The 25,337-nt window shown below is 29.2% G+C and carries 27 protein-coding genes; 18 read left to right on the top strand and 9 right to left on the bottom strand.

Features of this window, described 5'->3' with window-relative positions:
* The 5 genes from ASC36_RS03490 to ASC36_RS03470 all read right to left on the bottom strand — a co-directional run.
* Positions 1-197, bottom strand: a 197-nt coding sequence (locus tag ASC36_RS03490; protein WP_141656189.1) for a hypothetical protein, incomplete at its 3' end; no start/stop codon positions are given.
* A gap of 30 nt (positions 198-227) precedes the next feature.
* A complete protein-coding gene (locus tag ASC36_RS03485; RefSeq protein ID WP_055425104.1) occupies positions 228-842 on the bottom strand; it encodes a P-loop NTPase family protein in 615 nt (204 codons plus the stop codon).
* A complete protein-coding gene (locus ASC36_RS03480) occupies positions 839-1,693 on the bottom strand; it encodes an AAA family ATPase (protein ID WP_055425103.1) in 855 nt (284 codons plus the stop codon). Before ASC36_RS03480 ends, ASC36_RS03485 begins: the two co-directional genes overlap by 4 nt.
* Positions 1,694-1,736: 43 nt before the next feature.
* Entirely contained in the window at positions 1,737-3,740 is a 2,004-nt protein-coding gene (locus tag ASC36_RS03475; RefSeq protein ID WP_055425102.1) for a hypothetical protein, read from the bottom strand.
* A gap of 33 nt (positions 3,741-3,773) precedes the next feature.
* Positions 3,774-3,977: a hypothetical protein gene (locus tag ASC36_RS03470; protein WP_055425101.1), complete on the bottom strand. Its 204-nt coding sequence runs from the start codon at positions 3,975-3,977 to the stop codon at positions 3,774-3,776.
* Between the two features lie 82 nt (positions 3,978-4,059).
* Between ASC36_RS03470 and ASC36_RS10900 the strand changes: the two genes are divergently transcribed.
* The 10 genes from ASC36_RS10900 (at position 4,060) to ASC36_RS03410 (ending at position 13,904) form a co-directional block, all read left to right on the top strand.
* Positions 4,060-4,533: a hypothetical protein gene (locus ASC36_RS10900; RefSeq protein WP_055425100.1), complete on the top strand. Its 474-nt coding sequence runs from the start codon at positions 4,060-4,062 to the stop codon at positions 4,531-4,533.
* 777 nt (positions 4,534-5,310) lie between these two features.
* A complete protein-coding gene (locus tag ASC36_RS03460) occupies positions 5,311-5,943 on the top strand; it encodes an O-methyltransferase (RefSeq protein WP_055425099.1) in 633 nt (210 codons plus the stop codon).
* A 10-nt stretch (positions 5,944-5,953) separates the two neighbouring features.
* On the top strand, positions 5,954-6,724 hold the full coding sequence (locus tag ASC36_RS03455) for a C40 family peptidase (RefSeq protein WP_055425098.1): 771 nt from the start codon (positions 5,954-5,956) through the stop codon (positions 6,722-6,724).
* Positions 6,725-7,321 (top strand): ribonuclease HII, encoded by a 597-nt coding sequence (locus ASC36_RS03450; RefSeq protein ID WP_055425097.1) that lies wholly within the window; start codon positions 6,725-6,727, stop codon positions 7,319-7,321.
* Positions 7,322-7,403: 82 nt separating this feature from the next.
* Positions 7,404-8,270, top strand: a complete 867-nt coding sequence (locus tag ASC36_RS03445; protein ID WP_055425096.1) for a decaprenyl-phosphate phosphoribosyltransferase — start codon at positions 7,404-7,406, stop codon at positions 8,268-8,270.
* A gap of 4 nt (positions 8,271-8,274) precedes the next feature.
* On the top strand, positions 8,275-9,600 hold the full coding sequence (locus ASC36_RS03440; protein WP_055425095.1) for an FAD-binding oxidoreductase: 1,326 nt from the start codon (positions 8,275-8,277) through the stop codon (positions 9,598-9,600).
* A 574-nt stretch (positions 9,601-10,174) separates the two neighbouring features.
* The gene (locus ASC36_RS03430) at positions 10,175-10,891 is read left to right on the top strand and encodes a hypothetical protein (protein ID WP_055425093.1); all 717 of its coding nucleotides are present in this window, start codon (positions 10,175-10,177) and stop codon (positions 10,889-10,891) included.
* A gap of 5 nt (positions 10,892-10,896) precedes the next feature.
* Positions 10,897-11,625 carry an SDR family NAD(P)-dependent oxidoreductase gene (locus tag ASC36_RS03425; RefSeq protein WP_055425092.1) on the top strand — a complete coding sequence of 243 codons (729 nt, stop codon included), beginning with the start codon at positions 10,897-10,899 and terminating at the stop codon, positions 11,623-11,625.
* Positions 11,626-11,908: 283 nt separating this feature from the next.
* On the top strand, positions 11,909-13,324 hold the full coding sequence (locus ASC36_RS03415; RefSeq protein WP_141656188.1) for a hypothetical protein: 1,416 nt from the start codon (positions 11,909-11,911) through the stop codon (positions 13,322-13,324).
* Positions 13,314-13,904, top strand: a complete 591-nt coding sequence (locus tag ASC36_RS03410; protein ID WP_055425089.1) for an HAD-IB family phosphatase — start codon at positions 13,314-13,316, stop codon at positions 13,902-13,904. The genes ASC36_RS03415 and ASC36_RS03410 overlap by 11 nt, the downstream gene beginning before the upstream one ends.
* Positions 13,905-13,977: 73 nt before the next feature.
* Here the strand turns inward: ASC36_RS03410 and ASC36_RS03405 are convergent, their stop codons facing one another.
* The 3 genes from ASC36_RS03405 to tyrS all read right to left on the bottom strand — a co-directional run bounded on the left by ASC36_RS03405 (position 13,978) and on the right by tyrS (position 16,299).
* A complete protein-coding gene (locus ASC36_RS03405) occupies positions 13,978-14,403 on the bottom strand; it encodes a DUF6646 family protein (RefSeq protein WP_055425088.1) in 426 nt (141 codons plus the stop codon).
* A gap of 15 nt (positions 14,404-14,418) precedes the next feature.
* Positions 14,419-14,913: a hypothetical protein gene (locus tag ASC36_RS03400; protein WP_055425087.1), complete on the bottom strand. Its 495-nt coding sequence runs from the start codon at positions 14,911-14,913 to the stop codon at positions 14,419-14,421.
* Positions 14,914-15,003: 90 nt separating this feature from the next.
* Positions 15,004-16,299, bottom strand: coding sequence for a tyrosine--tRNA ligase (gene tyrS, locus ASC36_RS03395; RefSeq protein ID WP_055425086.1), 1,296 nt, complete (start codon positions 16,297-16,299; stop codon positions 15,004-15,006).
* A 219-nt stretch (positions 16,300-16,518) separates the two neighbouring features.
* Here tyrS and ASC36_RS03390 point away from each other — a divergent pair, with 219 nt between their 5' ends.
* The 5 genes from ASC36_RS03390 (at position 16,519) to ASC36_RS03365 (ending at position 20,545) form a co-directional block, all read left to right on the top strand.
* The gene (locus ASC36_RS03390) at positions 16,519-17,523 is read left to right on the top strand and encodes a lipoate--protein ligase (RefSeq protein WP_317038627.1); all 1,005 of its coding nucleotides are present in this window, start codon (positions 16,519-16,521) and stop codon (positions 17,521-17,523) included.
* Between the two features lie 137 nt (positions 17,524-17,660).
* Complete coding sequence (gene menA, locus ASC36_RS03385; protein WP_055425084.1) at positions 17,661-18,584, top strand: 1,4-dihydroxy-2-naphthoate octaprenyltransferase; 924 nt, start codon at positions 17,661-17,663, stop codon at positions 18,582-18,584.
* 11 nt (positions 18,585-18,595) lie between these two features.
* Positions 18,596-19,300, top strand: coding sequence for an HAD family hydrolase (locus ASC36_RS03380; protein ID WP_055425083.1), 705 nt, complete (start codon positions 18,596-18,598; stop codon positions 19,298-19,300).
* Between the two features lie 6 nt (positions 19,301-19,306).
* Positions 19,307-19,789 (top strand): ribonuclease HI, encoded by a 483-nt coding sequence (gene rnhA / locus ASC36_RS03375; protein ID WP_055425082.1) that lies wholly within the window; start codon positions 19,307-19,309, stop codon positions 19,787-19,789.
* 117 nt (positions 19,790-19,906) lie between these two features.
* A complete protein-coding gene (locus ASC36_RS03365; RefSeq protein ID WP_245630730.1) occupies positions 19,907-20,545 on the top strand; it encodes a C40 family peptidase in 639 nt (212 codons plus the stop codon).
* Positions 20,546-20,713: 168 nt separating this feature from the next.
* On the opposite strand, the gene ASC36_RS03360 is transcribed toward ASC36_RS03365, so the two are convergent.
* Entirely contained in the window at positions 20,714-22,336 is a 1,623-nt protein-coding gene (locus ASC36_RS03360; protein WP_055425080.1) for an ABC-F family ATP-binding cassette domain-containing protein, read from the bottom strand.
* Positions 22,337-22,380: 44 nt separating this feature from the next.
* Between ASC36_RS03360 and smpB the strand changes: the two genes are divergently transcribed.
* The 3 genes from smpB to kdsB all read left to right on the top strand — a co-directional run bounded on the left by smpB (position 22,381) and on the right by kdsB (position 25,334).
* A complete protein-coding gene (gene smpB, locus ASC36_RS03355) occupies positions 22,381-22,839 on the top strand; it encodes an SsrA-binding protein SmpB (protein ID WP_055425079.1) in 459 nt (152 codons plus the stop codon).
* 77 nt (positions 22,840-22,916) lie between these two features.
* Positions 22,917-24,344, top strand: a complete 1,428-nt coding sequence (locus ASC36_RS03350) for an OmpA family protein (RefSeq protein ID WP_055425078.1) — start codon at positions 22,917-22,919, stop codon at positions 24,342-24,344.
* 240 nt (positions 24,345-24,584) lie between these two features.
* The gene (gene kdsB / locus ASC36_RS03345) at positions 24,585-25,334 is read left to right on the top strand and encodes a 3-deoxy-manno-octulosonate cytidylyltransferase (protein WP_055425077.1); all 750 of its coding nucleotides are present in this window, start codon (positions 24,585-24,587) and stop codon (positions 25,332-25,334) included.
* The last annotated feature ends 3 nt before the right edge of the window (positions 25,335-25,337 follow it).

Here is a 25,337-nt window from a genome sequence, read left to right as displayed (position 1 = left end):
TTAACAATTTCTAATAGCTCAGGTGTTTTTTCAATAAGCCTTGCATTTTGTGCTTGTTTTAAACTTTTCATTCCTATAGGTTCTGGAATTATAGCTATAGGAGTACGAAATCCGTCATTTTCGCTTATTATCCATGCTCCGTTATAGTCATATAAATGGTTATATTCCTTAATCCATTTTTGTCTTATGTTTAACATATGTTTGTGTTTTTATTTGTTTTTTTAAGATTATTCAATTGTTAAACTATATTTAGCTGCACCTTCCTCCCAAATGATATAGCTTTCCTTTCCTCCATATCTACTTACAGCATTTGCTATATATCCTTCAACATAAATTTTAACAAAGGCATCATATCTTACTTTTTTTGCTACACGTCCCTCAGGATTACGTCCTTCCGCATGTGAAATCCATATAAATAATTTGTTCGGGTATTTTTTTAGTAATTCTTTATAAGCTGTATAATTAACTCCCGAATATTGTAAACTATCGATTATTATTATATCCGGTGACTTGTGTAGATTTAACCGTTTATCCAGCTCTTCTATACTATCTTCAATTAATACAAATCTTCTTTTGCATTTATCCATATTATTTCTTTTACAAGCTTCTGCAAAGGACTCGCTGTTTCCTTCTTCTAAGCCGTTGTAAGCTACTCTGCCAAACCGTGTAAGATATTTTGCTAATTGTATTGCGTAGCCGGTTTTTCCATTTCCTGAATTTCCCCAAATAATCCAACTGCCTTTTAATTCGGGTTTTCCGATATGCGCTTCCCATATCCCATCAAATGGTAATACTTTTCTTTTTTTAGTATAAATCTCATGGATGGATATTGCTCGTTTCATTCAGTATCTTTATTTATCTTTTTTATAGCATATATTTTTCTTTTCACCCTTCGCAAATCCCCTTCACTATCTCGCCATATATCTTTAATATGATTTTTATTTTCTATCCCATTAGCTAAGCATATAGAGGCAACATCGGTAGCATTAATTCCTCCAAAATCGACAAAACGTCTGCCAATTCGGCTAAAAATTTCTTTATAGCCTTTTTTGTTTAATTTTAAACCTCTTTTTATTCTTTTTTCTAGGTGATCGGTCGCCATTAAGATAATGGCACAATGATCTTCTAATTGATTATAGAGCGCAATAAAAAAGTAAAGAACTTGATCACTTAATTTATCGGCTTCATCCAGAATCAAACCCGGTTTATATTTTTTTTGTAAAATACGTACAGCCTCAATCATCATTTCTGCAGTTGTTAGTCCGCTGTAATCCTTACCTAATGCGGTCAATAATTCAGCTAAAAAATATTTTCTATTCCAATACTCATTACATTGTAAGAGATAGGTATTAGGTGTATTTTCAACAAATGCTTTTGCCGTTTCTGATTTGCCGCTACCCGCCGAATTTATAACCGCAAAGACTTGGGAATCTTCCACGGCATCTTGAAATAGGGTATGTAGTTTTTTAAAATTAGCTGTTTCAACAATATTCCAATTATTCCTTTTAATACCGATTTGCGCAGCTACATCCCGCCACATTTCGTCTTTTATAAGGGACCAATTCCCATTAAGCATTTGCGATAAGGTTGCAGAACTGATTTTTAAAGTATTTGCAAGTTTATTTTGCGATCCCTTTAATTTTACCAGCTCTCCCAGCTTGATAACAATTTGTTTTTTTTCTTCTTTATTCATATTTTTGTTTGCTTTTATGTTCCCCTTAGGGGGATTTTTTTATTTAATAAAGTTCTCTTACATCTTCTACTGCGGTATACCCGCTTTCTTTTTTCTGCCAGCTTCCTATGTCTTCACTTTGCACCTTTTTACGTTTTCTTCCAACCTTGGAATTTTCTAAACCTTTTAAATTTGGTTTAACCAATCCATAGGACTCTGCATCCATATTGAAATTTTTAAGGATATCATCCATCTCATCTCTTCGTTGTATACGCTTATTCTTATTTTGATTATGTACCTTTTTAATCCATTCCGCCTCGATTTTTTCTTGTTCTTGCTTTCCTCGGTGTATTTCGGTTTTTAAAACGGCCTCTCTAACAAATCGTAATTGTCCTTGCGTATCTTTCTGGTATAAATAAATCATGCTCATATCTTCCGGATCGTGTTTTACGTAGAAAGATTGATCGACGGCTTTTTCGTGAAAATTCAGATCAGGCAGTCCATCTTCACGATAAACAAAATAATCATAGCTTACCTTTTTTTCAGTAAAGGAAAATCCGAAAGAAGACCATTTAACCGGTTGCTTTCTTTCCACCCAGAAGCAATTAACCATATCCCATATTTCTATTTTAGGCGCTTTTTCGTTTTGGCTGTCTAAATAGGTTTGCTTACGGGTTTTTCCGCTTATGGGGTGTGGGGAATTATTCCATTCTTCCCGTACCTTTTTGTAAATTTCTTTTACTTCATCAAGAGAAGGAAGGCTGCTTTTATTAGCTAAAATAAATTCCATGTTTGCCTTGGATATTTCTTTTTTAGCCTGTATGTTCTGCCCGGTGAAGAACCAATAACGGGCAAGATGTTGAGTTTGCAAACGACAAAATGCGTTTTCTATAGTCTTTGATTTACCGTTGTATGGTTGTGTCTTTATAGTTAAATGAGCTATTTTATTTAAAAAATTACCAACTTCGAGTTTTTTATGGCCACCTTGATTATCGAAACCTATTTGATAAGGTTTATGTCCTGAAAATTGTATTGCCATCCGATACGCCGAATATTGAGCTTGGTAGTTTTCTTCTTTACTGATATGATATCCAAGCAAAACTTCACTGTAAGCATCCATAACCTCATATACTGATATGGTTTCCATTTTGCCGTCTTCTGTGAGGTAAAAAAAGTTTAATTTAGTTCCGTCGCTGTACCAGAGCGAATCTCTTAATGTTGGTAATTTAGTTTTTTGCTGGTAGTTGTATTTTTCTTTGTATTTAAGTTCTCCGAATTTATGACCATACCACAGGGGCATAACTTCTTCATCATATATAAAGTTGTAAATGGTTTTTTCTTCCACGGGTTTTAAACCTTCCTGCAAGGCAAACTGATTATATTCATGATGTAATTGCGCAACGCTAGTAATACGTTCTACTTGGTTGCTCCATTTGGCTAATAACCATAACTTGGAGGATTCTGTTAATTTCTGGCTGTTGGTATGACAATAGTTTTTATGTATTAAGATTTGATATCCGTGGTTTTGATATAATTTTAATCGTTCTCGTAAACGGCGGTAATTTTCCGGTAAAGAATGCGGCCATTTACTTTTATCTAAATTTTTTATGATTTCTGCTATATTTTCCCATATTTTTTTTTGATTACCGCCTAAGGCTCTTCTACGTATAAGGGTATCATTTATAATTTTGGAAATTGTGTTTAATATGGAAGCGTTGTTGGTGTATTCAAGTTTTCGGTTTTCCGGGAGAAATTCCCCGCTTTCCAATATATACTCGTTGTAATATTTTTCTGCATTATCATCTTTTTCTAAATACTCAATGAATGAATATTTTTTACCAATTTTATAAGGGTCTCCGGCTAGAGAAATTACTTTTTCTTTAATGTCAGAACGCATACTATCAAATTCTACTAGAGCTGTACGGCCATTACCTCCCTTGCGTAAAAGGATTAAGTGTTTTCTTCTGGTTAAAGTCTTATAAGTAGTTTTCAGTAAAATACCAGACTTTTCAAATAGCCAATTTGATAGCACTCCCCATTTATTGTTATAGAATTCGTATACTTCCATTTTTATTTTTTTAAATACCGGCTTAATCGTATCTTATTGATTTTGTAATTTATATTCTTTGATTATTTTTCTTCTGGTTTCTATAATAATACTTAATGCTTCTTTAGCTTTTTTATCTCCTCTTTCATATCTCATGCGAGCTGCCTGACTGGTGCATCCCAACATTTCTGATAGGGTTACAAAATCACCATATTGTATTTTTTGTGCGTTTTTATTAACATCCTTCGCTCTTTTCATAACTTTGTATAAATGTTGTTACAAATATATAAACAATAGTCTAAATATAATAAATATTTAGACAATATTTTAATGTTTTATTATGAAGGCCATAAATAGAATTAAGCAATATATTGATTATAAGGGACTTAATAATAGTTCATTTGAGAAAAAAAATAATCTTTCTAATGGATATATAGCCATTCAGTTAAAAAGAAAATCAGATTTAGGGGAAGGTATTCTTAATAAAATATTAGACAATTGTTTAGATATTAACCCTGAATGGCTTTTAACGGGAAAAGGGAATATGTTGAAAAGTCACAATGATAAAAAACTATATAAGTTTGAAGAGCCTCAGGTAGAGTATAGTGCTGAGAAAAATAAGGATACTGAAATTATATCTATATTAAAAGATACTATACATGCTTTAAAAGAAAGTTTGGAACTTAAAGATTATAAAATAAACAAGTTAGAGCAGGAAAATGAAGCGTTAAAAAAAGAAATCAATTCTCTTAATATTGTCAAGGATATTACTGTCGCAAAACCATTGGAAACAATAAGTAAAATAAATAAGTAGTTATTAAACAATTTTTATATCAATTATTAAGATAAGAAAACACACGTTTTTTTTGCATATTTACACTCAAAGTACTGATTGTCATATTATTTAACCAAAATTTATATTATTGTTTTTGTGGAATATATATGCCCTATTGTTGTTTTTTAGTTGTATTTTTAACGCTAAAAAGTAATTATATGTTTATAAATTGATTATTTTAACATCATGATTGACTACCCAACTGACTACCCAACTGCATACCCAACTATTTTTTATTGTTTTATAACAAAATTAATACATACAAAAAATGAGCATGAAATATCATACTCATTCTAATTGTAATATATACGTTATACTTGCTTTTAAAAGGGTTTTAGTAACTTTGTAGTAGTAAGTAGGCTATTATTAACCTTACGGGTTTATTAGGTGGTTAAAATGGTAGTAAAATAGTAGTAAATGTACATTTCATTTTTCTAGCCAATATTTTAAAAATTCACTCAATCCCTTTTCTAGATTGGCTTTTTCGGCTTTTTTTAATTTATTAATTATGTACAATTCATTTTAACCCCTATATATAGTATAATTAATGTTAATAGTTTATATTGTTTATTTTATTAAATTTATTTTTTGAGAAAATAATTTTGTTTATAATGAACTTTATAATAGTTAATATTAATTTGTGATTATAAATATTATAAAGTTAAGATGGTAAAATAATTTATTTGGATAAAATGATTTTTAATGTTAACGTTTTTTTTAAAACGGATTATATTTGTAAAAGAATAGTATAAAATAATGGAATTAACCCCTTTACTTGAAGATTATATAGAAAAAAACAGTTCTGAAGAGCCAACTTTATTAAAAGAATTAAGGAGAGAAACATTTCTAAAAACTACACAGCCCCATATGTTATCAGGTTTATTACAAGGAAGATTGTTGAGTATGATTTCAAAATTAATATCTCCTCGTTTAATAATAGAAATCGGTACTTTTACTGGATATGCAACCTTGTGTTTAGCTGAGGGGCTTTCGGAATCAGGAAAGATAATTACGGTAGATAATAATTATGAGACGGCATATATACCTAAAAAATATTTTCAAAAGTCTGAATTTTATAAAAAGATTAATTTTATTCTAGATGATGCCATCAATGTAATACAACGAATTAATGAAGAAATTGATATGGTTTTTCTGGATGCCGATAAAAAGAATTATAATAAATATGTGGAGATGTTAAAGCCTAAATTACGTTCAGGAGGGATCATTATTGCAGATAATATTTTATGGAAAGGAAAAGTTGTTGGGAATTTCAAAGATAAAAAAACGGAAAGTATAAGGGAATTTAATTCATATATCAGATCAGACTCATCTCTAGAGGTAATAATTTTACCTATCAGAGATGGTATAAGTATTATTAGAAAAAAATAAATTTGCATTTATGAGTAAATCTATTTGCCAAGTAAGTGTTGCTCCGGTACGAAAAGAACCCTATGATTCTTCTGAAATGGTTACTCAGTTGTTATTTGGTGAACTATGTGAGATTATAGAAGTAAAACAGCAATGGGTTAAAATTAAAATTTTTTTTGATGGCTATGAAGGATGGGTAGATTATAAACAAATTTCATTTCTCAGTGAAACAGAGTTTACTAATTTTTCTCAAGATAATTCCTATATTTCAGAGCCTTTTAGCCTTTTAATTCTAAATAATCAGCCTTTTCCGGTTACCATTGGGGCAGAAATTCATGGGTCAATTATTGACAATGTTTTTGAATTAGCCCCCAATAAACATTTTTTAATTGAAGGGGTTTTAATAAAAGGAAAACAAAAAAAAGAACAAATTTTAGAGTTAGCCTTTAAATATATTAATACTCCATATCTGTGGGGTGGAAAAACAACATATGGGATTGATTGCAGTGGATTAGTACAAATGGTTTATAAATTAGCCGGCTACAGATTACCTAGAGATGCTAGTCAACAAGCATTAGAAGGAAAGGTTTTAAGCTTTATTGAAGAAGCAGAACCGGGAGATCTTGCTTTTTTTGAAAACCAGGAAGGAAGAATTGTACATGTAGGGTTTATACTTACTGATCAAAAAATACTTCATGCTCATGGAAAAGTACGTATAGATAATTTAGATTATACAGGAATTTTTAATTCGGATCTTAATAAATATACTCATCAATTACGTTTAATTCGAAGAATATTCTAAATGAAGATAAAATATTCTAAATACAAATTTGAAGCTGCTCTAGATGAAGTGGGAAGGGGTTGCTTGGCCGGTCCTGTAGTTGCGGCCGCGGTTATACTTCCCGAAGATTTTTTTAACAATGAGATCAATGATTCCAAACAATTAAGTGAAAAAAAAAGAAAAGAATTAGATATAATTATTAGACGAAATGCAATTGATTGGGCAATTGCAGAAGTTTATCCTCAAAAAATTGATCAAATAAATATTTTAAATGCAAGTTTTTTAGCGATGCATTTGGCTGTAGATCAATTAAAAGTAGTGCCTGAGTTTTTGCTGGTCGATGGGAATAGGTTCAATACATATAAAGAAATACCGCATTTTTGTGCGATAAAGGGTGATGCTAACTATTTGAATATTGCTGCTGCCTCAATCTTAGCTAAGAACCATAGAGATAGCCTAATGAATAAATTCCATGAAGAATTTCCTAATTATAGGTGGAAAAATAATAAGGGATATCCGACAATTGCTCATAGACAGGCAATAGAAAAATTTGGGATCACTTACCTACATAGAAAGTCATTTAAGTTATTACCAGAACAATTATCATTAAATTTTTAAAATAATGATTTAATAGCTTATGGGAAGATCATTAAAATTAGCACAAATGTCATATCTTTATAAATTATAATTTCAAATTCATATAGTGGATTATTTAAGGTTAATAAGAATCAAGCAATGGTTTAAAAACATTTTTGTATTCCTTCCTATTTTTTTTGCAGGTAAATTATTGGATTTACATTTAGTATTGAATTCAATAATTGCCTTTTTTTCGTTTTCATTCATAGCAAGTTCCATATATATAATTAACGATTGTACAGATATTGAAAAGGATAAAATGCATCCTGAAAAAAAAAATAGGCCTTTAGCAGCTGGAAAAATAAAAGTTAATCAAGCATTTATTGTTTTTCTGCTTTTAATCATTGCTGCCTATTTTATGGGCTTGATTATTCATTCATGGGGAGTAATATTAATCATAACTCTTTACTTTATAATGAATTTAGCTTATAGTTTTAAATTAAAGCATATTGCAATTATAGATGTAGTAATTATTTCAATAGGTTTTTTGCTAAGAATTTATATGGGTGGTTTTTCAACAGGATTACCCATATCTGTTTGGGCAGTTTTAGTTACCTTTTTTTTAGCCTTGGTTCTGGCTTTAGGCAAAAGAAGGGGGGAATTGGTAAACGTACAATTAACGGGTCAAACAAGAAAAGCATTAGATGGATATAATCTTCAATTGGTAGATATTTCGATTACAGTTGTTTCAACATGTTTTATAATGTGTTACATTATGTATACATTAGATCCTGTGATAAAAAAGAATTTCCATGACTATATAGTATATACTGCTTTATTTGTAGTAATAGGCATTCTAAGATATTTACAATTAACCTTTGTATATAATAAAACTGAATCTCCTACAAAAGTTCTATATAAAGATTTATTTCTTCAAATAGATTTAGCAGCTTGGTTAGCAATGATTTTTGTTCTTAAATATTTAAATTAAAATTATGAATGATACTGAAAATAAAAAAAATGTAACAAACTGGGGAAAGTATCCGGTAGTTAAAACTAATTTTCATGTAACATCAGACTTAAAGGAAATAGAAAAAATAATAAAAAAAAGCAATTCTATTATTGCTAGAGGAAATGGAAGGTCCTATGGTGATAATTCATTAAATAGTGATAACATTTTATCTACATTACGATTAAATAAGTTTCTATCTTTTGATAGGGAAAAGGGTGTTTTTGAATGTGAATCCGGAGTTATATTGTCTGATATTCTTGATGTAATTGTTCCGGAAGGTTATTTTTTACCCGTAACACCCGGAACTAAATTAATAACTGTTGGAGGTGCTATAGGGGCCAATGTTCATGGAAAAAATAATCATTCAGAAGGTTGTTTTGGAGATTATCTTGTTAATTTTAATATAATTACCCAAGATGGTGAAATAAAAAAATGTTCACGTGAAGAAAATTCGGATTTATTTTGGAATACTATTGGAGGCATGGGGTTAACAGGAGTCATAATTTCTGCTAAATTTACTTTAAAAAGAATACAGACCGCTTATATCAAACAAAAGGTTTTAAAAGCAGAAAACCTTGAAGAAATATTTAAATTTTTCGAAGAATGTGAAAACTGGACCTATAGTGTTGCGTGGATTGATTGCTTGCAAAAAGGCAAACGAATGGGAAGATCTATATTGATGGTGGGGGAGCATGCTACCTTGTCAGAATTACCTACCCAATGGAAAGGAAAACCATTGCAACCTAAGAAAAAATTTAAATTAAATGTTCCTTTTGATTTTCCCTCATTTATATTGAATACATGGTCAGTAAAGGCATTTAATTTTTTATATTATTTTAAACAAAGAAAAAAAATTGTAAGTAATATAGTTGACTATGATACTTTTTTCTACCCACTGGATGCTATTAATAATTGGAATAGGATCTATGGTAGAAATGGATTTATTCAATATCAATTTATAATTCCTAAAAAGGTTGGTAAAGAGGGGATGACAGAAATTTTAAAAACAATAGCAAAAAGCGGTCAAGGTTCTTTCCTTGCTGTTTTAAAATTATATAAAAAAGGTGATTTAAAAGCTCATAATTCATTTCCTATAGATGGATACAGCTTAGCATTAGATTTTAAAATCAATAAAAAATTATCCTTTTTAGTTAAGGAATTGGATGAAATAGTAGAACATTATGGGGGAAGAATTTATTTAGCAAAAGATTCCATGTCAAAAAAAACTCTTATAGATTATGTAAAAGTTCCCGAAACAGGTAAATTTGACTCTTTACAACAAAAGAGAATCGATAATTATTTATCTTAATAGTGACTGATTATAAAATAATAAAATATTGGATTCTCATCATAATTTCACTTTTAAACATCGCTATAATACCTTTATTGAGGCCATATGATAGTATTACTTCTAAAACGATTTCTTGCATTGAAATAGCTAAAGATATTCCGAATTGTAAAATTAATTTATTTCCTATAGGAGATCCTATATTATTAAAAATTTGATGTTTATTTTCAAACGAATTTTATTTCAGTTAACGATTTATTAGTTGTTTAAGTTTTGTAGTTATTATGTTCTTTTCCTGTGTTAAAAAGTTTTATTTTAAAGAAACAGCAATATTAGTTACATTTAAATTTTTAATTTATTATTTGAGTAAATTTTTAACTGAAAACGAACTAAGATTCAAAATTATATTTCGGTAGTTATAGTTACGGTATATCTAACTGTGGTAAGATACATTAGCATATATGGTCTTGTAGTTATATTAATTTACTTTTTCTATTATACTTTAAGATATAAGCTTATATCCAAGAATTATTTTTATTATTTATTATTATCTTCGTTAAGCATATACATATATTTACTCTATAATTACATTGGATTGGGAAGTTTTTTGAGTGTACATAGATTTGCACCCGCGTTGGACAATATAGGGAAATACACCCTAGAGAATTTATTAGGAACATTAAGTGTTGTTAATCCTATATTTTCAATTAAAATACTTGAATCGGTATCCATAATTTTTTTTATAATGATAGGAATAGTACTTATAGGCTTATTTTTTCTAATGTCCTATGTTTGGTTTTACCGAGTGTCATTTAATGCTAAGATAAATTCATTTAATCAATTGTTACTTACCATTGCATGTGTATATTTTACTTGGATGTTTGATTCAGAATATACGCAGGGAATAGAATCTTTAAACACAAAAATGTTGGCTCCGACATTTTTTTGTTTTTATTTTTCGTTTTTAATATTATTTTTTAAAATATATTTAAATAAATTATATTATATTTTTATAATTACCATTTTATTTTTGGTGATTAAAACCATGTATCTACTAAAATCTCCTGTAAATTATCTATCCTACAGACTAAGGGTGATGAAGGTTTTTAAAGAAAGAAAAAATCTGAAATATTTTTTAAGTGATACCGCTTATAGTGTTCCGTTACTAAATAAAAAGATAGAATATATTCATCCTTATTTGCAATCAGGCTATATAAATGCTAATATTGTCAGATCAATTAATCCAGATATTAAATACACCCTAAAAGACAATACAATTATAAATAAAAGTTTAATATTATACAATTCTTAAATAAAATGATAATTCTAGGAGCAACTTCAGATATTTCTCAAGCATTCATCAATAAATTATTATTTGAAAATAAAAACCGGTATCCCAAAATATACTTAATAACTTCAAATCCAGAAGAAACCCAAAGATTGTCAAAGCATATCTTAGTAAAGTTTGAACAAGATTCAGAGATTATAAATTTTGATCTAACCCGAGATTTTGATTATTCTGTATTTGATAAAATCGATTCAGATCTCTTGTTTTGTGCAATAGGCTTTTTAGGTAAAAATACAGAAGAGGGATTATACGATGAGATTAATACACAAAAAATCCTTACTATTAATTACGCCAATCTGGTTCCATTAATAAATTATTTTGCACAAAAGTTTGAAAATAATAAATCCGGAACTATAATTGGATTATCATCAGTTGCCGGACTTCGTGGTAGACAAAGTAATTTTATATATGGAAGTTCAAAAGCGGGATTTATGGTTTATTTAGATGGTTTACGTAATTATCTTTATCATAAAAATGTTCATGTTATGACGGTTGTTCCCGGTTTTATGAATACCAAGATGACCTTAAAAATGGATTTACCTGAGCTGTTGACTTCTTCACCGTCCAAAGCTGCTGACCTAATTTATAAAGCATATAAGAAGAAAAAAAATAAAGTATATATTACTGGGATCTGGAGATACATAATGATTGTAGTAAAGAATATTCCGGAATTTATATTTAAAAAATTAAAAATGTAATTTATGATATGTTAAACAAATGAAAAACATTATATCATATTTTTCTTTTAAACAAATTGATATATATTTAACTGGTTTTTTATGTATATCAACTTTATTTTTTAACTTTTTATTTATAGATTTATGTTTAATCTTTAAGTTAAAGTTTGTCTTATTTGTTTTTCCATTATCCATACTTATATCATATTTATTAGCCTTATTTAAATTTCCAATAAGCAAAGTAAATGGTATTATGCTATTTTTTATTGCTATTATATTAACAACATTATTAATCAATAGCTTTATGATTGATTTTAGTCAGGACGGCATGCTTTACCATAAAGGTATTATTTTGGAAATAAGTAAAAAATGGAATCCAATACATGAAGAAATGACAAAGAATATTCCATTTCAATATGTATATAATCATTATGTAAAAGGAATAGAATTTTCGCAATATTCTGTGTACAGTCTAACGGGTAATATAGAATCTTCTAAAATTATTAATTTTTTATTTTTATTATCATCTTTAAGTTTTACATACTTAAGTATCAAGAAAATATTTTACAGAAATATATTTTCAATAGTATTTACCTTGTTTTTACATGTTAATCCTATTGTAATTAATCAAATATTTACCTTTTATGTAGATGGTATAATTTACTTGTCATTATTAATATGTTTATCACTTTTAATATTAAAATCCTTTGATAAGAAGTGGCCTTACATAGACTTAACATTACTAATGATAATTGTATTATTTGTTAATATAAAGTTGACGTCATTTGTTTTAGTAATATGCCTGTTCTTTTTTTACTTTATGTACTTATTAAGTGCGAAAAGGATTAAAGAAATTAAACATAATTTTAAATTATTAATAGTATCAGGAATAATGATAGGAATTGTTTCATGGTACCCTTTTGGAGAAAATTTACTTAGAAAAGGAAATCCTATATATCCTGTTGTTGGAAAAAATAAAATTGATATTATTGAGCATCAAAGACCTCCATCTTTGAAAGGAAATTTATCAATCATTGCGGCTTTTAAATCTCTTTTCTATAGGGTTAATCATGCACCACATTCTTGGTCAAATAACACAATAAATGAAAATATTGAAGAGTTTAAAATACCATTTTCCTTTAAATTTTATGAGATAAAATATTCATCTATTGCTTGTGCCAGACTTTCAGGATTGGGGTTCTGGTTTAGTGGATTTTTCATTGTTGCAATTATTTTGTTTATTACGATGTTTTTTTATTTAAAAAAAGATCAGATGAACTTAATAATATTATTTACTCTATTTATTTTTTTTAGTATTATTCCCTTCATACAAGGGGCGTGGTGGGCTCGTTTTATACCTCAATTATGGATTTTTCCTATTTTTATTTTTTTTGTAAGTTATTATTTGGGTAATGCAATACTAAAAGTTATTAGCCAAATTAGTTTGGTTTTAGTTGTAATTATGACTTTTATAATTGGTGGATATAATTATAGTAAAACAATATATAATAGTTACGAAAAAAGAAAATGTTTAACTATGTTAAAAAAGTGTTTTGGTGATAAAATAATTCCCATAAAAGTTGATTATGACAGTGAGGAATTTTATTTTAAGGAATATGGGATAAATGCACGGAATATTTCGATAGAAGATTTCGAAAAAGATAAGCAGAATTATTATTTATTTCAAAAATATTATTTTATTAAAAAAGATGGAAAATAATTGTTTATATTTATTTGATTTTGATGGAACCATAACAAACAAAGACACCTTATTCGACTTTTTACAAGTTTCTTTTCCTCTCAAGTATAAGAAAATTTTCATAAAATTTATTCCTTTATTTATATTAGTAAGATTCAAAATATTTGATGCAGGAAAAATTAAACAAAGATTTATTTCTCAATTTCTAAAGGGTAAAACACGTTCAGAAATAAAGAAATTAGTTCAATATTATTTTGAATGTAGGAAAAACACCCTTATTAGACCTAAAGCATTAGAATATATACGAGCATTGTCGAACGAACCTAATAAATACGTCGTTACTGCTTCTCTTGACCTATGGGTTGAACCCTTTGCAAAATATTTAGGGTTACGTTTGATTTCTACCGAAGCAGAATTTATTAATGAAGTTTTTACCGGAAAATTTGCAACACCTAATTGTAATTATGAACAGAAAGCAGTTAGAATTATTAGTGAAATTCAATTAGCTAAATTTATCAAAATATTTGCTTTTGGAGACAGTAAAGGAGATAAAAATATGTTAGAGTTAGCAACGGATCCTTTTTTTCGTTATTTTGAATAAAAGCAAGTAGTAAATTTCATCAGAAAAGGAATATTATTTATTAAAATTTCTTAAATTAATATTCTAAATATTTTTATAAATTTAAAATAATTCCCAAAGAACCGTGGCTACCTAGTTCAACGAAAGCACCAAATTTATCATCAAAGAAATAACGATAACCCATATGCACACCCAGACCCAAGCCTTCATTTCTTCCACCTATATTTATGCCGGGATATAAATCCATATTTTGTGGGAGCCCTAAGATATCATTTAAATGAAAATTAGCCCGCCCAAAAATAAAAAAATTATCATCATCATCGCTCCAGTAAAAATCTGTACCGGCACCAATGGAAAGCCAATCCATAACTCCATAATCATACGAACCAGTAATTCCGGTTCCATATCCAAAAGCATTAATTCCTAACTGTACTTTTTGATCTCCCATGCCTTTAAAACTTTGAGCATTGGTAAAAGAAATAAATCCTAAAATATAAAAAAGTACTATTATTTTTTTCATTCTATATGATTCAATTTAATCGTCTATTTCTAAAATATCGTTTATAAAAGAGCAAGATACCTTAAACCGTAATGGGTCTTCTTGTGTAATGAAATCTTCACAATAGCCTTGCCATATAAGTTTTAAATTACCCTGTTCATCTTTTCCAAATTTCAATTCATTGTTGTCAGTCTCTAAATCTTCTTCGTCATTTAAATTCAGATTTGTATAATATAACTCCTCTACCTCACCATTTTCGTTTTCCTTTTCATCATAAGAAGGTATCTGAAATGACTTCCCATATAGCTGTTGGATAGTTTTCACAGGGATTTCAAAATCTTCAATGGAAAAAGACACTTGTGGGTACTCATTTTGGTATGAATCTTCCTCAACGTGATCTAAATCATCATCTGATTCTATTTCAACTACTAAAGTATTCTTCTTGTTAAGAAAAACTACCTTACAAAAACATTTCCTGATGTGATATTCTAAGGTTTCATCAGGATGATAAAACTTAATAAGCCCTTTCATCTATTTGTTAATATAAAATATAACGTGTTACAAAAATATATATTCTGTTATTTTAATAAAATTTATTTACTCAAAATAATAACTTTTTTATTAAATTCCTTTTAGAATAAAATATGATTTTTTCCCTCTTTGAAGTAAAATGTATTTGCCTTGAATTAAATTTGATTCCTTAATAATAAAATCTTCTCTTACCTTTTCTTGATTAACAGAAATGGAATTTTCCTTTAAAGCTCTCTTAGCTTCATTTTTTGAAGATAAAAAACCGCTTGCTTCATATAATGCATCAAGAATTGAAATTCCCTTTTTTAGTGATTCTAAAGAAACTTCTTTTTGAGGAACTCCTTCAAATAATGATAAAAAAGTAATTTCATCTAATGATAGAAAATCTTCCTTAGTAGATTTTCCAAATAAAATAGAGGAAGCTTTTATCGCTTTAATCGCTTCTTCTTTACCATGAACCCAGATAGTGACTTCTTCAGCTAATTTCTTTTGTAAAACCCTATTAGAAGGATTTTGTTTATGAATTTCAATTAATGATTCAATTTCATCCTTGGACAGGAATGTATAAATCTTTATATACTTTTCAGCATCAATATCTGTTATATTTAACCAGAATTGATAAAATTTAAAAACGGAAGTTCTGTTTACATCCAACCAAATATTTTCACCACCTTCACTTTTACCAAATTTAGTTCCATTTGCTTTAGTAATTAACGGACAAGTTAACGCAAAAGCTTCTTCTCCAATTTTTTTTCTAATGAGTTCAGTTCCGGTTGTTAAATTTCCCCATTGATCAGAACCACCCATTTGAAGCTTAACACCTTTTTCTTTATATAAATGATAAAAATCAAATCCTTGCAAAAGCTGATAGGTAAATTCTGTAAAAGACATACCTTCTTGATATTCACCATTTAATCTTTTTTTGACAGAATCTTTAGCCATCATATAATTAACAGTAATATGTTTTCCGATATCTCGCGCGAAATCTAAAAAGCTGACATCCTTCATCCAGTCGTAATTATTTACCATTATGGCAGAATTTGGCTTATTGCTGTCGAAGTCTAAAAATCGTTCTAATTGGGATTTTATTCCTAAAAGATGCTTTTGTAAAGTTTCACTATCTTGTAAGTTGCGCTCTGAACTTTTTCCGGAAGGATCTCCAATCATACCTGTAGAACCTCCAATTAAAGCAACAGGCTTATGACCATGTCTTTGAAAGTGAACTAAAAGCAAGATAGGCACTAGGCTTCCCACATGAAGAGAGTCTGCAGTCGGATCAAAACCAATATATCCCAGTGTTATTTCCTTATTTAGTTGTTCTTCTGTTCCCGGGATTATATTATGAATTAATCCCCTCCAAGTTAACTCTTCAATAAAAGAATTCATATGTTAGATTTTTCAACAGGCAAATTTATAATTTTTTTCGCTGAATATGTTCCATTATAAGCATAAAATGTACTTTTTTTACGGTTTTAACTAAATAAATTAAAAATATATCACAATATTTATTATCACTTTAATTGAATTATAATAAATATTAATGACCCCTTGAATATTCAGTAGAGAGAGTGTAAAAACTATTTATTGTATTTTTGATCCAAAAAAATGAGAATGTTATTTGTAGATAATAAAAACAATTATAATCCCGAAATTAACCTGGCTATCGAAGAATATCTGGTAATGAATTTTCCCATTGAAGAAAATTCATATCTTCTTTTCTATATTAATGATCCTTCCATTATTATAGGAAAACATCAAAATACAATAGAAGAAATTAATACAGAATATGTTGAAGAAAAAAATATAAAAGTGGTCAGAAGATTGTCGGGGGGAGGAGCAGTCTATCATGATAGGGGTAATTTAAACTTTAGTTTTATTACCAAGAATGACGGAAATAGTTTTTCCAATTATCAAAAATATTTAAATCCGGTTATTAAAGCGTTGAAGCAAATGGGAGTTAACGCAGAAATAAAGGGAAGAAATGATATATTAGTGGAGGGAAGGAAAGTAAGCGGGAATGCTCAATTTGCTACTAATAAAAGAATGTTTACTCATGGGACCCTATTATTCAACAGCAACATGGATGAAGTAGTTAAATCTTTAAAGGTAAGAAAAGATAAATTCGAATCTAAAGGAATAAAATCCATAAGAAGCAGGGTTGTAAATATAGCTGATTTTATTACAACAAAATTAACTGTTGAAGAATTCAGAGATAAGCTTCTATTATCTATTTTTAATGTTGATAAAATAGACGATATTAATAAATACGAATTGACAGAATCAGACTGGGCTCAAATAAAAAAAATATCACAGCAAAGATATGCTAATTGGGATTGGAATTACGGACGTTCGCCTAAATTTTATATGGAACGAACTCAACGATTTCCTATTGGATCCATTGATTTAAAATTGAATGTGGACGAAGGGATCATTACAGCAATAAAGATTTATGGAGATTTTTTTGGAGTAGGTAATCCTGAAGATATTGAGAATAAATTAATTGGAAAAAAATATACAAAAATATCCGTTGCGGATTCATTAAAAGATGTAGATTTATCAATATATTTTGGAAAAATTACGTTGGATGAATTTCTTACCTTAATATACTGAAGAGACTTAAAGCTCTTAGATTTAACTACCATTTTTATTTTTTAATACTGTTATTAATTCTAGTTAGGTTTAGCATTTAATCTATTATATAAATTAGTGTATTTTTGTAATCAATTAAAAAATAGATCAAAAAATAGATGAAAAATTGGATTGAGGCAGCTAGATTAAGAACTTTACCGCTTTCTTTAAGTGGGATCATTTTAGGATCATTACTCGCTAAATGGAAAGGAGATTTTGATGGAATTATTTTTGGACTTTCTTGTCTTACCACAATACTATTTCAAATCTTATCTAACTTTGCTAATGATTACGGAGATGGAACTAAAGGTACCGATAATGAGCTAAGAGTAGGCCCGTCCCGTGCTATTCAATCGGGAGTTATTACACAACATTCGATGTTACGGGCAATTATTATTACCATACTACTATCCTTACTTTCTTCGGTTGTGCTCCTGTGGTATACTTTTATTCCCAATTATAAAAACGAATTTTTTATTTTCATGGGTTTGGGAATTGCTTGTGTACTGGCAGCGATATTTTATACCATGGGAAAAAAACCTTATGGATATATGGGATTAGGAGATGTATTCGTTTTTATTTTTTTTGGATTAGTTTCCGTATTAGGAAGTGATTTTTTATATACCAAAACTTTTAGTTGGGATAATTTATTACCGGCTTCAGCTATCGGATTATTTAGTTGTGCTGTATTGAATCTAAATAATATGAGGGATATTGAGTCGGACAGGGTCAGTAATAAAAAAACCCTTGCATTACGATTGGGATTCCAAAAAGCTAAATATTATCAAATGGTGCTGATGAATTTACCTTTTATTCTTGGTTTAATTTTCCTATTAATTCATCAGAATGAATTTGTAATTAAACTGGAAAGCTGGTCATCATTAAAACCCTTTTTATTTTTTATATTATTTATTCCGAATACTATATTACGTAGAAAAATTCTATACACTCAAAACGCTAAAGATTTGGATTTATATCTGAAACCTACCGCTTTATTGGCATTATTTTTTTCAGTTTTTTTTGGAATGGGGTTAAGTCTTTAAAAGACCTGTGCATGAAAAGAAAGATAAAACATATATTTTTTGATCTGGATAATACACTTTGGGATACAGATAAAAATTCATATTTGACCATTAAAAGTATCTATGAGAATTTAAAAATAGAAGAAAGGTATAAATTGATATTTTCAGATTTTTTTACAAGTTATTATGAAAGAAATGAAAACCTTTGGTTACTATATAGGCAAGATAAAGTAAGTAAGAAAGACATATTGGAGAGAAGATTTAAGGATACATTTTTAGAATTCCATATAGATGATGATAAAATTTGGAATTATTTTAACGATTATTTTTTAACCCGAATAATGAAAAACAACAATTTGATTGAGGGTGCGGAAGAAATTTTGAATTATTTAAAAACAAAAGGTTATCAATTACATGTAGTCTCCAATGGGTTTATTCAACAAACGAAACAAAAAGTTCAAGAAACTTGTATTAAAGATTACCTGACAACCCTAACCAGCGGAGAAGAGATAAATAAAAGAAAACCGGCAAAAGAAGTATTTGAATTAGCTCTTGAAAAAGCCCATGCTTTAGTGAATGAATCTGCATTTGTCGGGGATGATTGGGAAGCCGATGTAATGGGGTCCCAAAACATAGGGATGTATCCGGTATATTTTAATTATAAAAAAGGAGAATATCATAAAACGGCTGAAATCCCTATTATTAAAAATTTATTAGAGTTAAAAAATATCTTTTGAACAGATATGATTGAGATTTATACAGACGGAGCTTCATCCGGAAATCCCGGAAAAGGAGGGTACGGCATAATAATGATACTGAAAGGAACTACTTATGAGAAAAGTTTTTCAGAAGGATTTCGTTTAACCACCAACAACAGAATGGAATTACTGGCAGTCATTATCGCTTTGGAGAAGATTAATAAACCCAATCAAGAAGTTGAAATATATTCTGATTCAAAATATGTGGTGGATGCTATTAATAATAAATGGATTTACGGATGGGAGAAAAAAAAATTTGAAAAGATAAAAAATCCAGATTTATGGATTCGATTTGTTAAAATTTATAGAAAACATAGAGTAACCTTTCATTGGGTAAAAGGACATTATGGACATTCATACAATGAAAAGGCAGATCAATTAGCAACTACCGCAGCTAAAGGAGATACTCTTTCTATTGATATAGGCTATGAAAAGATTATTTCAGAGAAGAAAAATATTTTTGAATAAAGGTTAAATCTATAAGAAATAATACAAAGAACATTTTGTTAATAAACCAGTAATTATGAATTAAAAAAATGTTCATAATTTCATAATTTAGCACAAGGATTATAAAAAATAAAATATATGAAAAGTAGAATTGTAATTTATGTGTCTGGATTAATGTTTTTTTCATTAATAATATCGTGTGTATCTTACGAGACAACTGCTTCATATAAATCACCACATGCACATTCGAAAAGATATACCTATAACTCAAATAACACAAATAAACATATTTCAAAATCAAAACCAACTTATAAATCTCCCCAAATTATAAGGCTTGAAAAGAAAGATTCGAATTTAGAATCAAAAAAATACGGTGAGTATAAAAATAAAAAATCAACAGACGTAATTCTGGTTCTTAAAGAAGCTGAAAAATATAAAGGAACTCCTTATAAATATGGGGGAAATACATTCAGTGGTATTGATTGTTCCGGTTTGGTTTGCAATGCTTATCAAAAAATTGATGTAAAATTGCCGAGACGTTCAATTGACATGTCTAATGTAGGAAAGAACATCAATATATCTCGAATAAAAGAAGGTGATTTATTGTTTTTTGTTACCGGTGGTAGTTCTATAAATCATGTTGGCATAGTCTATAACATATCCGGTTCAGGAGAAATTTCATTTATACATGCTTCAACATCCAAAGGGGTTATCATAAGTTCATTAGAGGAATCCTATTGGAAAAGTAAATTTAAAAAGGCGCAGAGAATCCTTTAAATTATTAATCAAAAATATATGCTTAGATAATAAGCATACTATTAAGAAAGTTAGGTTTTTATAATAAAAAAACCTTTTAATCTTAATGTAGGATTAAAAGATTCTTTTGTTTTATTTATTAAGTGTGAAATAAAAAAGATTAGTTTTTAAAATTCATCCCATTAATCTCTAATTATAATATTGTGCTTTAAGCTCTTTAACTTTTACATCAGATAAATATTCATCATAGCTCATATATCGGTCAATAATACCTTTAGGGGTTAATTCTATGACCCTGTTACAAACAGTTGATAATAATTCATGGTCATGAGAAGAAAGTAAAATAGTTCCCTTAAAATGGGTCAAAGAATTGTTAAGAGCAGTAATACTTTCCAGATCTAAATGGTTGGTAGGTTCATCAAGAAGCAACACATTAGCTTTAAATAACATCATTCTTGAAAACATACAACGCATTTTTTCTCCTCCCGATAAAACTTTGCAAGATTTTAAAGCCTCATCACCGCTAAAAAGCATTTTACCTAAAAATCCACGAATATATTCTTCGTGTCTTTCCTCATCCGTATTTACATATTGACGAAGCCAGTCAACAAGGTTATCATCAGATTGAAAATATTTAGTATTATCTAGAGGAAGGTAGCTTTGTTTAGTAGTTATACCCCAAGAATAGCTACCTTTATCGGATTCTGATTCGCCGGATAATATTTGAAAAAATTCAGTAATTGCCAAGGAATTTCTGGATAGGACGGCAATTTTATCACCTTTTTTTAGATTCAGATCTATATTGCTGAATAATAATTCACCATCTTTAGTTTTTTCCAATCCCTTTATATCTAATATTTGATCTCCGGCTTCGCGTTCTTGTTCAAAAATAATTGCCGGGTATCTTCTGGAAGAAGGCTTAATATCTTCTATGTTTAATTTTTCTATCATTTTTTTACGGGCAGTAGCCTGTTTAGCCTTAGCAACATTTGAACTAAACCGAGAAATAAACTCTTGAAGTTCTTTCTTTTTCTCTTCAGCCTTTTTATTTTGTTGAGCTCTTTGTCGTGCAGCTAATTGACTGGCTTCATACCAAAAGGAATAATTACCGGTGTATAAATTTAATTTTCCAAAATCAAGATCGCAAGTATGAGTACAAACCGCATCCAAAAAATGTCGATCATGCGATACAACAATCACAGTATTTTCATATCCAGCTAGAAAATCTTCCAACCAAGAGATTGTTTCAATGTCTAAATCATTGGTAGGCTCATCTAAAATAAGAACATCAGGATTTCCAAATAATGCTTGAGCAAGTAATACCCTTACTTTGTCTGCATTTTCTAATTCGGACATCATTTTATGATGTGCATCATCTTTTATTCCAAGATTTGATAATAAAGTACCAGCATCAGATTCTGCATTCCATCCACCCATTTCTTCATAAATAATACCTAATTCTCCGGCTTTTACTCCATCTTCATCAGAAAAGTCAGGTTTGGCATATAAAGCATCCATTTCCTCTTTTATATGGAAAAGTTTCTGATTCCCTTTAATAACTGTTTCAAGTACAGGATAAGCATCATAAGCAAAGTGATTTTGTTCTAATACAGACATTCTTTTGTCTGTTTCGAGGCTTACGCTTCCCGTAGTAGGCTCAACATCACCGGATAGAATTTTTAAAAATGTAGATTTTCCTGCTCCATTAGCTCCAATAATTCCATAACAGTTTCCTTTCGTAAATTTTACATTAACCTCATCAAAGAGTACTCTTTTTCCAAATTGTAAAGATAAATTTGATACTGTAAGCATATACTTTAATAAATTTGTACAAAAGTAGTAAGAAAACTTTGATTATGAAATTTGAAAATAAAGTAAATATACTGAACAGAAAAGCAAGATTTAACTATGAACTATTGGATAAATATGAGGCCGGATTAGTTTTACATGGCACTGAGATAAAATCCATTAGATTAGGGAAGGCAAGTATTGCAGAAAGTTTTTGTCAATTTATTAATGGAGAATTATATGTAATAAACATGACTATTGATGAATATTATTTCGGTACTCGTTATAATCATACAATAAAAAGGGAAAGAAAACTGTTATTACATAAAAAGGAAATTAACAAATTAGTAAGGAAAACTAAAGAAACAGGATTAACCATTATACCTACGAAATTGTATATCAATGAAAAAGGAATAGCGAAAATCCATATATATCTTGCGAAAGGGAAAAAATTATATGATAAAAGAGAAGCAATAAAAGAAAGAGAATCCAAACGAAATATTAACAGAATGGTAAAGAAATATTAATTTTTTCTTGGGAGTTAGATAATAAAAATGTTACTTTGCAACCTAAAAATTAGATTTTTTAAATTAGATTTTTATATATGAAAAAGTTCAATTTGTTACTTACAGGATTGGCTACAACGTTAGCAACTACTGTATTTGCTCAAAACATTTCAGATAAATGGTATATCGGGATTGGAGCTCATGCAGTAGACTATACTTCTGTTCGTGGTATCTTTGACGGATATTTTGATACCGATGATTATAGTATTGTACCACCGTTGTCTAAATTAACAGTTGCTAGAAGCATTGGTAAAAACTTTGCAGTTGACTTGCAAGCTTCAATTGGAGAAATAGACAATAAAAGATTAAAAATTAAAGATGAATTCTTTGTTTTAGCAGGGTTAGGTCTTAGATTTACTCCACTTAGTGAATCAAAATCATTAAGATGGTTAGACCCCTATGTGAGAATAGGTGCAAATTACCACAAATATTCTTATAAAGGAATTAGAATTGTTGAAGATGATCCATCCACTCATTTAGATGCTTATGATGATGATTATAACCCTGAGAAAAATTATAAATTAGGAGGGAAATTTACCGGCCATGATGATAATTTCATATTAAATGGAGGGGTAGGTATTAACTTCTGGTTTACTAAAAACTTCGGTATAAATATAGAATCTCAATATAACTGGGCGACAGCATATACTAAAGATTACATAAATTTCTTCCAACATTCAGCCTCAATTATATTTAAATTCGGTGCTAAGAAAGAAGAACCATTACCACCGCCACCACCGGTTGAAGCACCAAGTGATAGAGATGGAGACGGAATACCGGACGATCAAGACAGATGTCCTGACACACCGGGATTGCCACAATTCCAAGGATGTCCTGATACAGATGGAGACGGAATACCGGACGATCAAGACAGATGTCCAACTGCCGCAGGGCCTTCACAATTCCAAGGATGTCCTGATACAGATGGAGACGGTATCCCAGATATAGACGATGCATGTCCAACAGTAAAAGGACCAATTGAAAATAACGGTTGTCCTTGGGAAACTAAAGACGTTACATTCCGATTAAAAAATATTAACTTTGAATTTAACAGCTCCAAATTAACAGCAGAATCTTTACCATTAGTTAAAGATGCAGCTAAATTGTTGAATGATGAAAGCTTTGATGGTAAAAAATTCTTTGTAGACGGACATACCGATAGGGTAGGATCTGTAGCGGTAAACAATAGAATATCCAAACAAAGAGCTCAATCTGTTGTTAATGAGTTAGTTAATAATGGAGTAAGCAAAGATAGATTGATAGCTAGAGGCTTTGGAAAAACAGAATTGTTATGTAAACAAGCAGATATCAATGCTAAGAGAGATGAAAAAGGAAACATTCTTTACCCGGATCAAGAAACTTGTGATAGAGAAAACAGAAGAGTTGTGATCTTAGATCAAACAGGATCAAAAGTTTCTATTACTGAAGAAGTTAAAGTAAAAACTCCTGGTAATAAGAGAAAATAATTTACAAAACAAATTTTACTAATAAAAAAGTCATCCAAATTTTGGATGACTTTTTTTATTAATGATCCTTAAATAAAAGGATCATCTATTTATATATTATGTTTAATAACAAAAAATGATATCTGTATAAATAAGACGAAAGAGTTAAAAAAATAAACACATTTGAAATGTTTTTTAATTATGATAATAACAACGAACAAAAGCTATTTTAGTTAACTTTGTATTTAAATTATAAATAACGTGAAAATAATAGCAGTTATTCCTGCAAGGTATGCAGCCTCTCGTTTCCCTGCAAAATTGATGGGCATGTTAGGAAAAAAAACAGTCATTCGGTCAACTTATGAAAATGCACTCAAAACTCAACTTTTTTCAGATGTATTTGTAGTAACCGACTCCGAAATAATTCATAATGATATTACTAGAAATGGTGGTAAAGCCATTATGAGTAGTAGGGAACATGAAACTGGGAGCGATCGAATAGCTGAAGCTGTTGAAAATTTAGAATGTGATATTATAATAAATATTCAAGGAGATGAACCTTTTGTAAAAATAGAGCCATTAGCTAAGCTAATTGAAGTATTTAAAAAGGATCAAAAAAATGAAATAGATGTGGCTACCTTGATTCGTAAAATAGATGATTGGAAATTAATTGAAGATCCCAATTATGTCAAAGTAGTTAAAGATCGGAATGACTTTGCCTTGTATTTTTCACGTTCAGTAATACCCTATCCTAGGGAAAAATCATTTCTTGCGGATTATTATGAACATGTAGGTGTATATGCTTTCCGTAGAAAAGCTTTATTAGATTTTGCGAAGTTACCTATGTTACAAAATGAACAAGCAGAAAAGGTTGAATGTATAAGATATTTAGAACATGGCATGAAAATTAAAGTAATAGAGACTGATTTTGTTGGGGTTGAAATTGACACACCGGAGGATTTGGAAAAAGCAAATGAAATTTTGAAAGAACAGATAAACGAGAAAATATAAAAA

The sequence above is a fragment of the Apibacter mensalis genome (assembly GCF_001418685.1).
Classification (GTDB): Bacteria; Bacteroidota; Bacteroidia; order Flavobacteriales; family Weeksellaceae; genus Apibacter; species Apibacter mensalis.
Note: the sequence above shows the minus strand (reverse complement) of the source record. Positions and strands in the feature narration are given on the sequence as shown.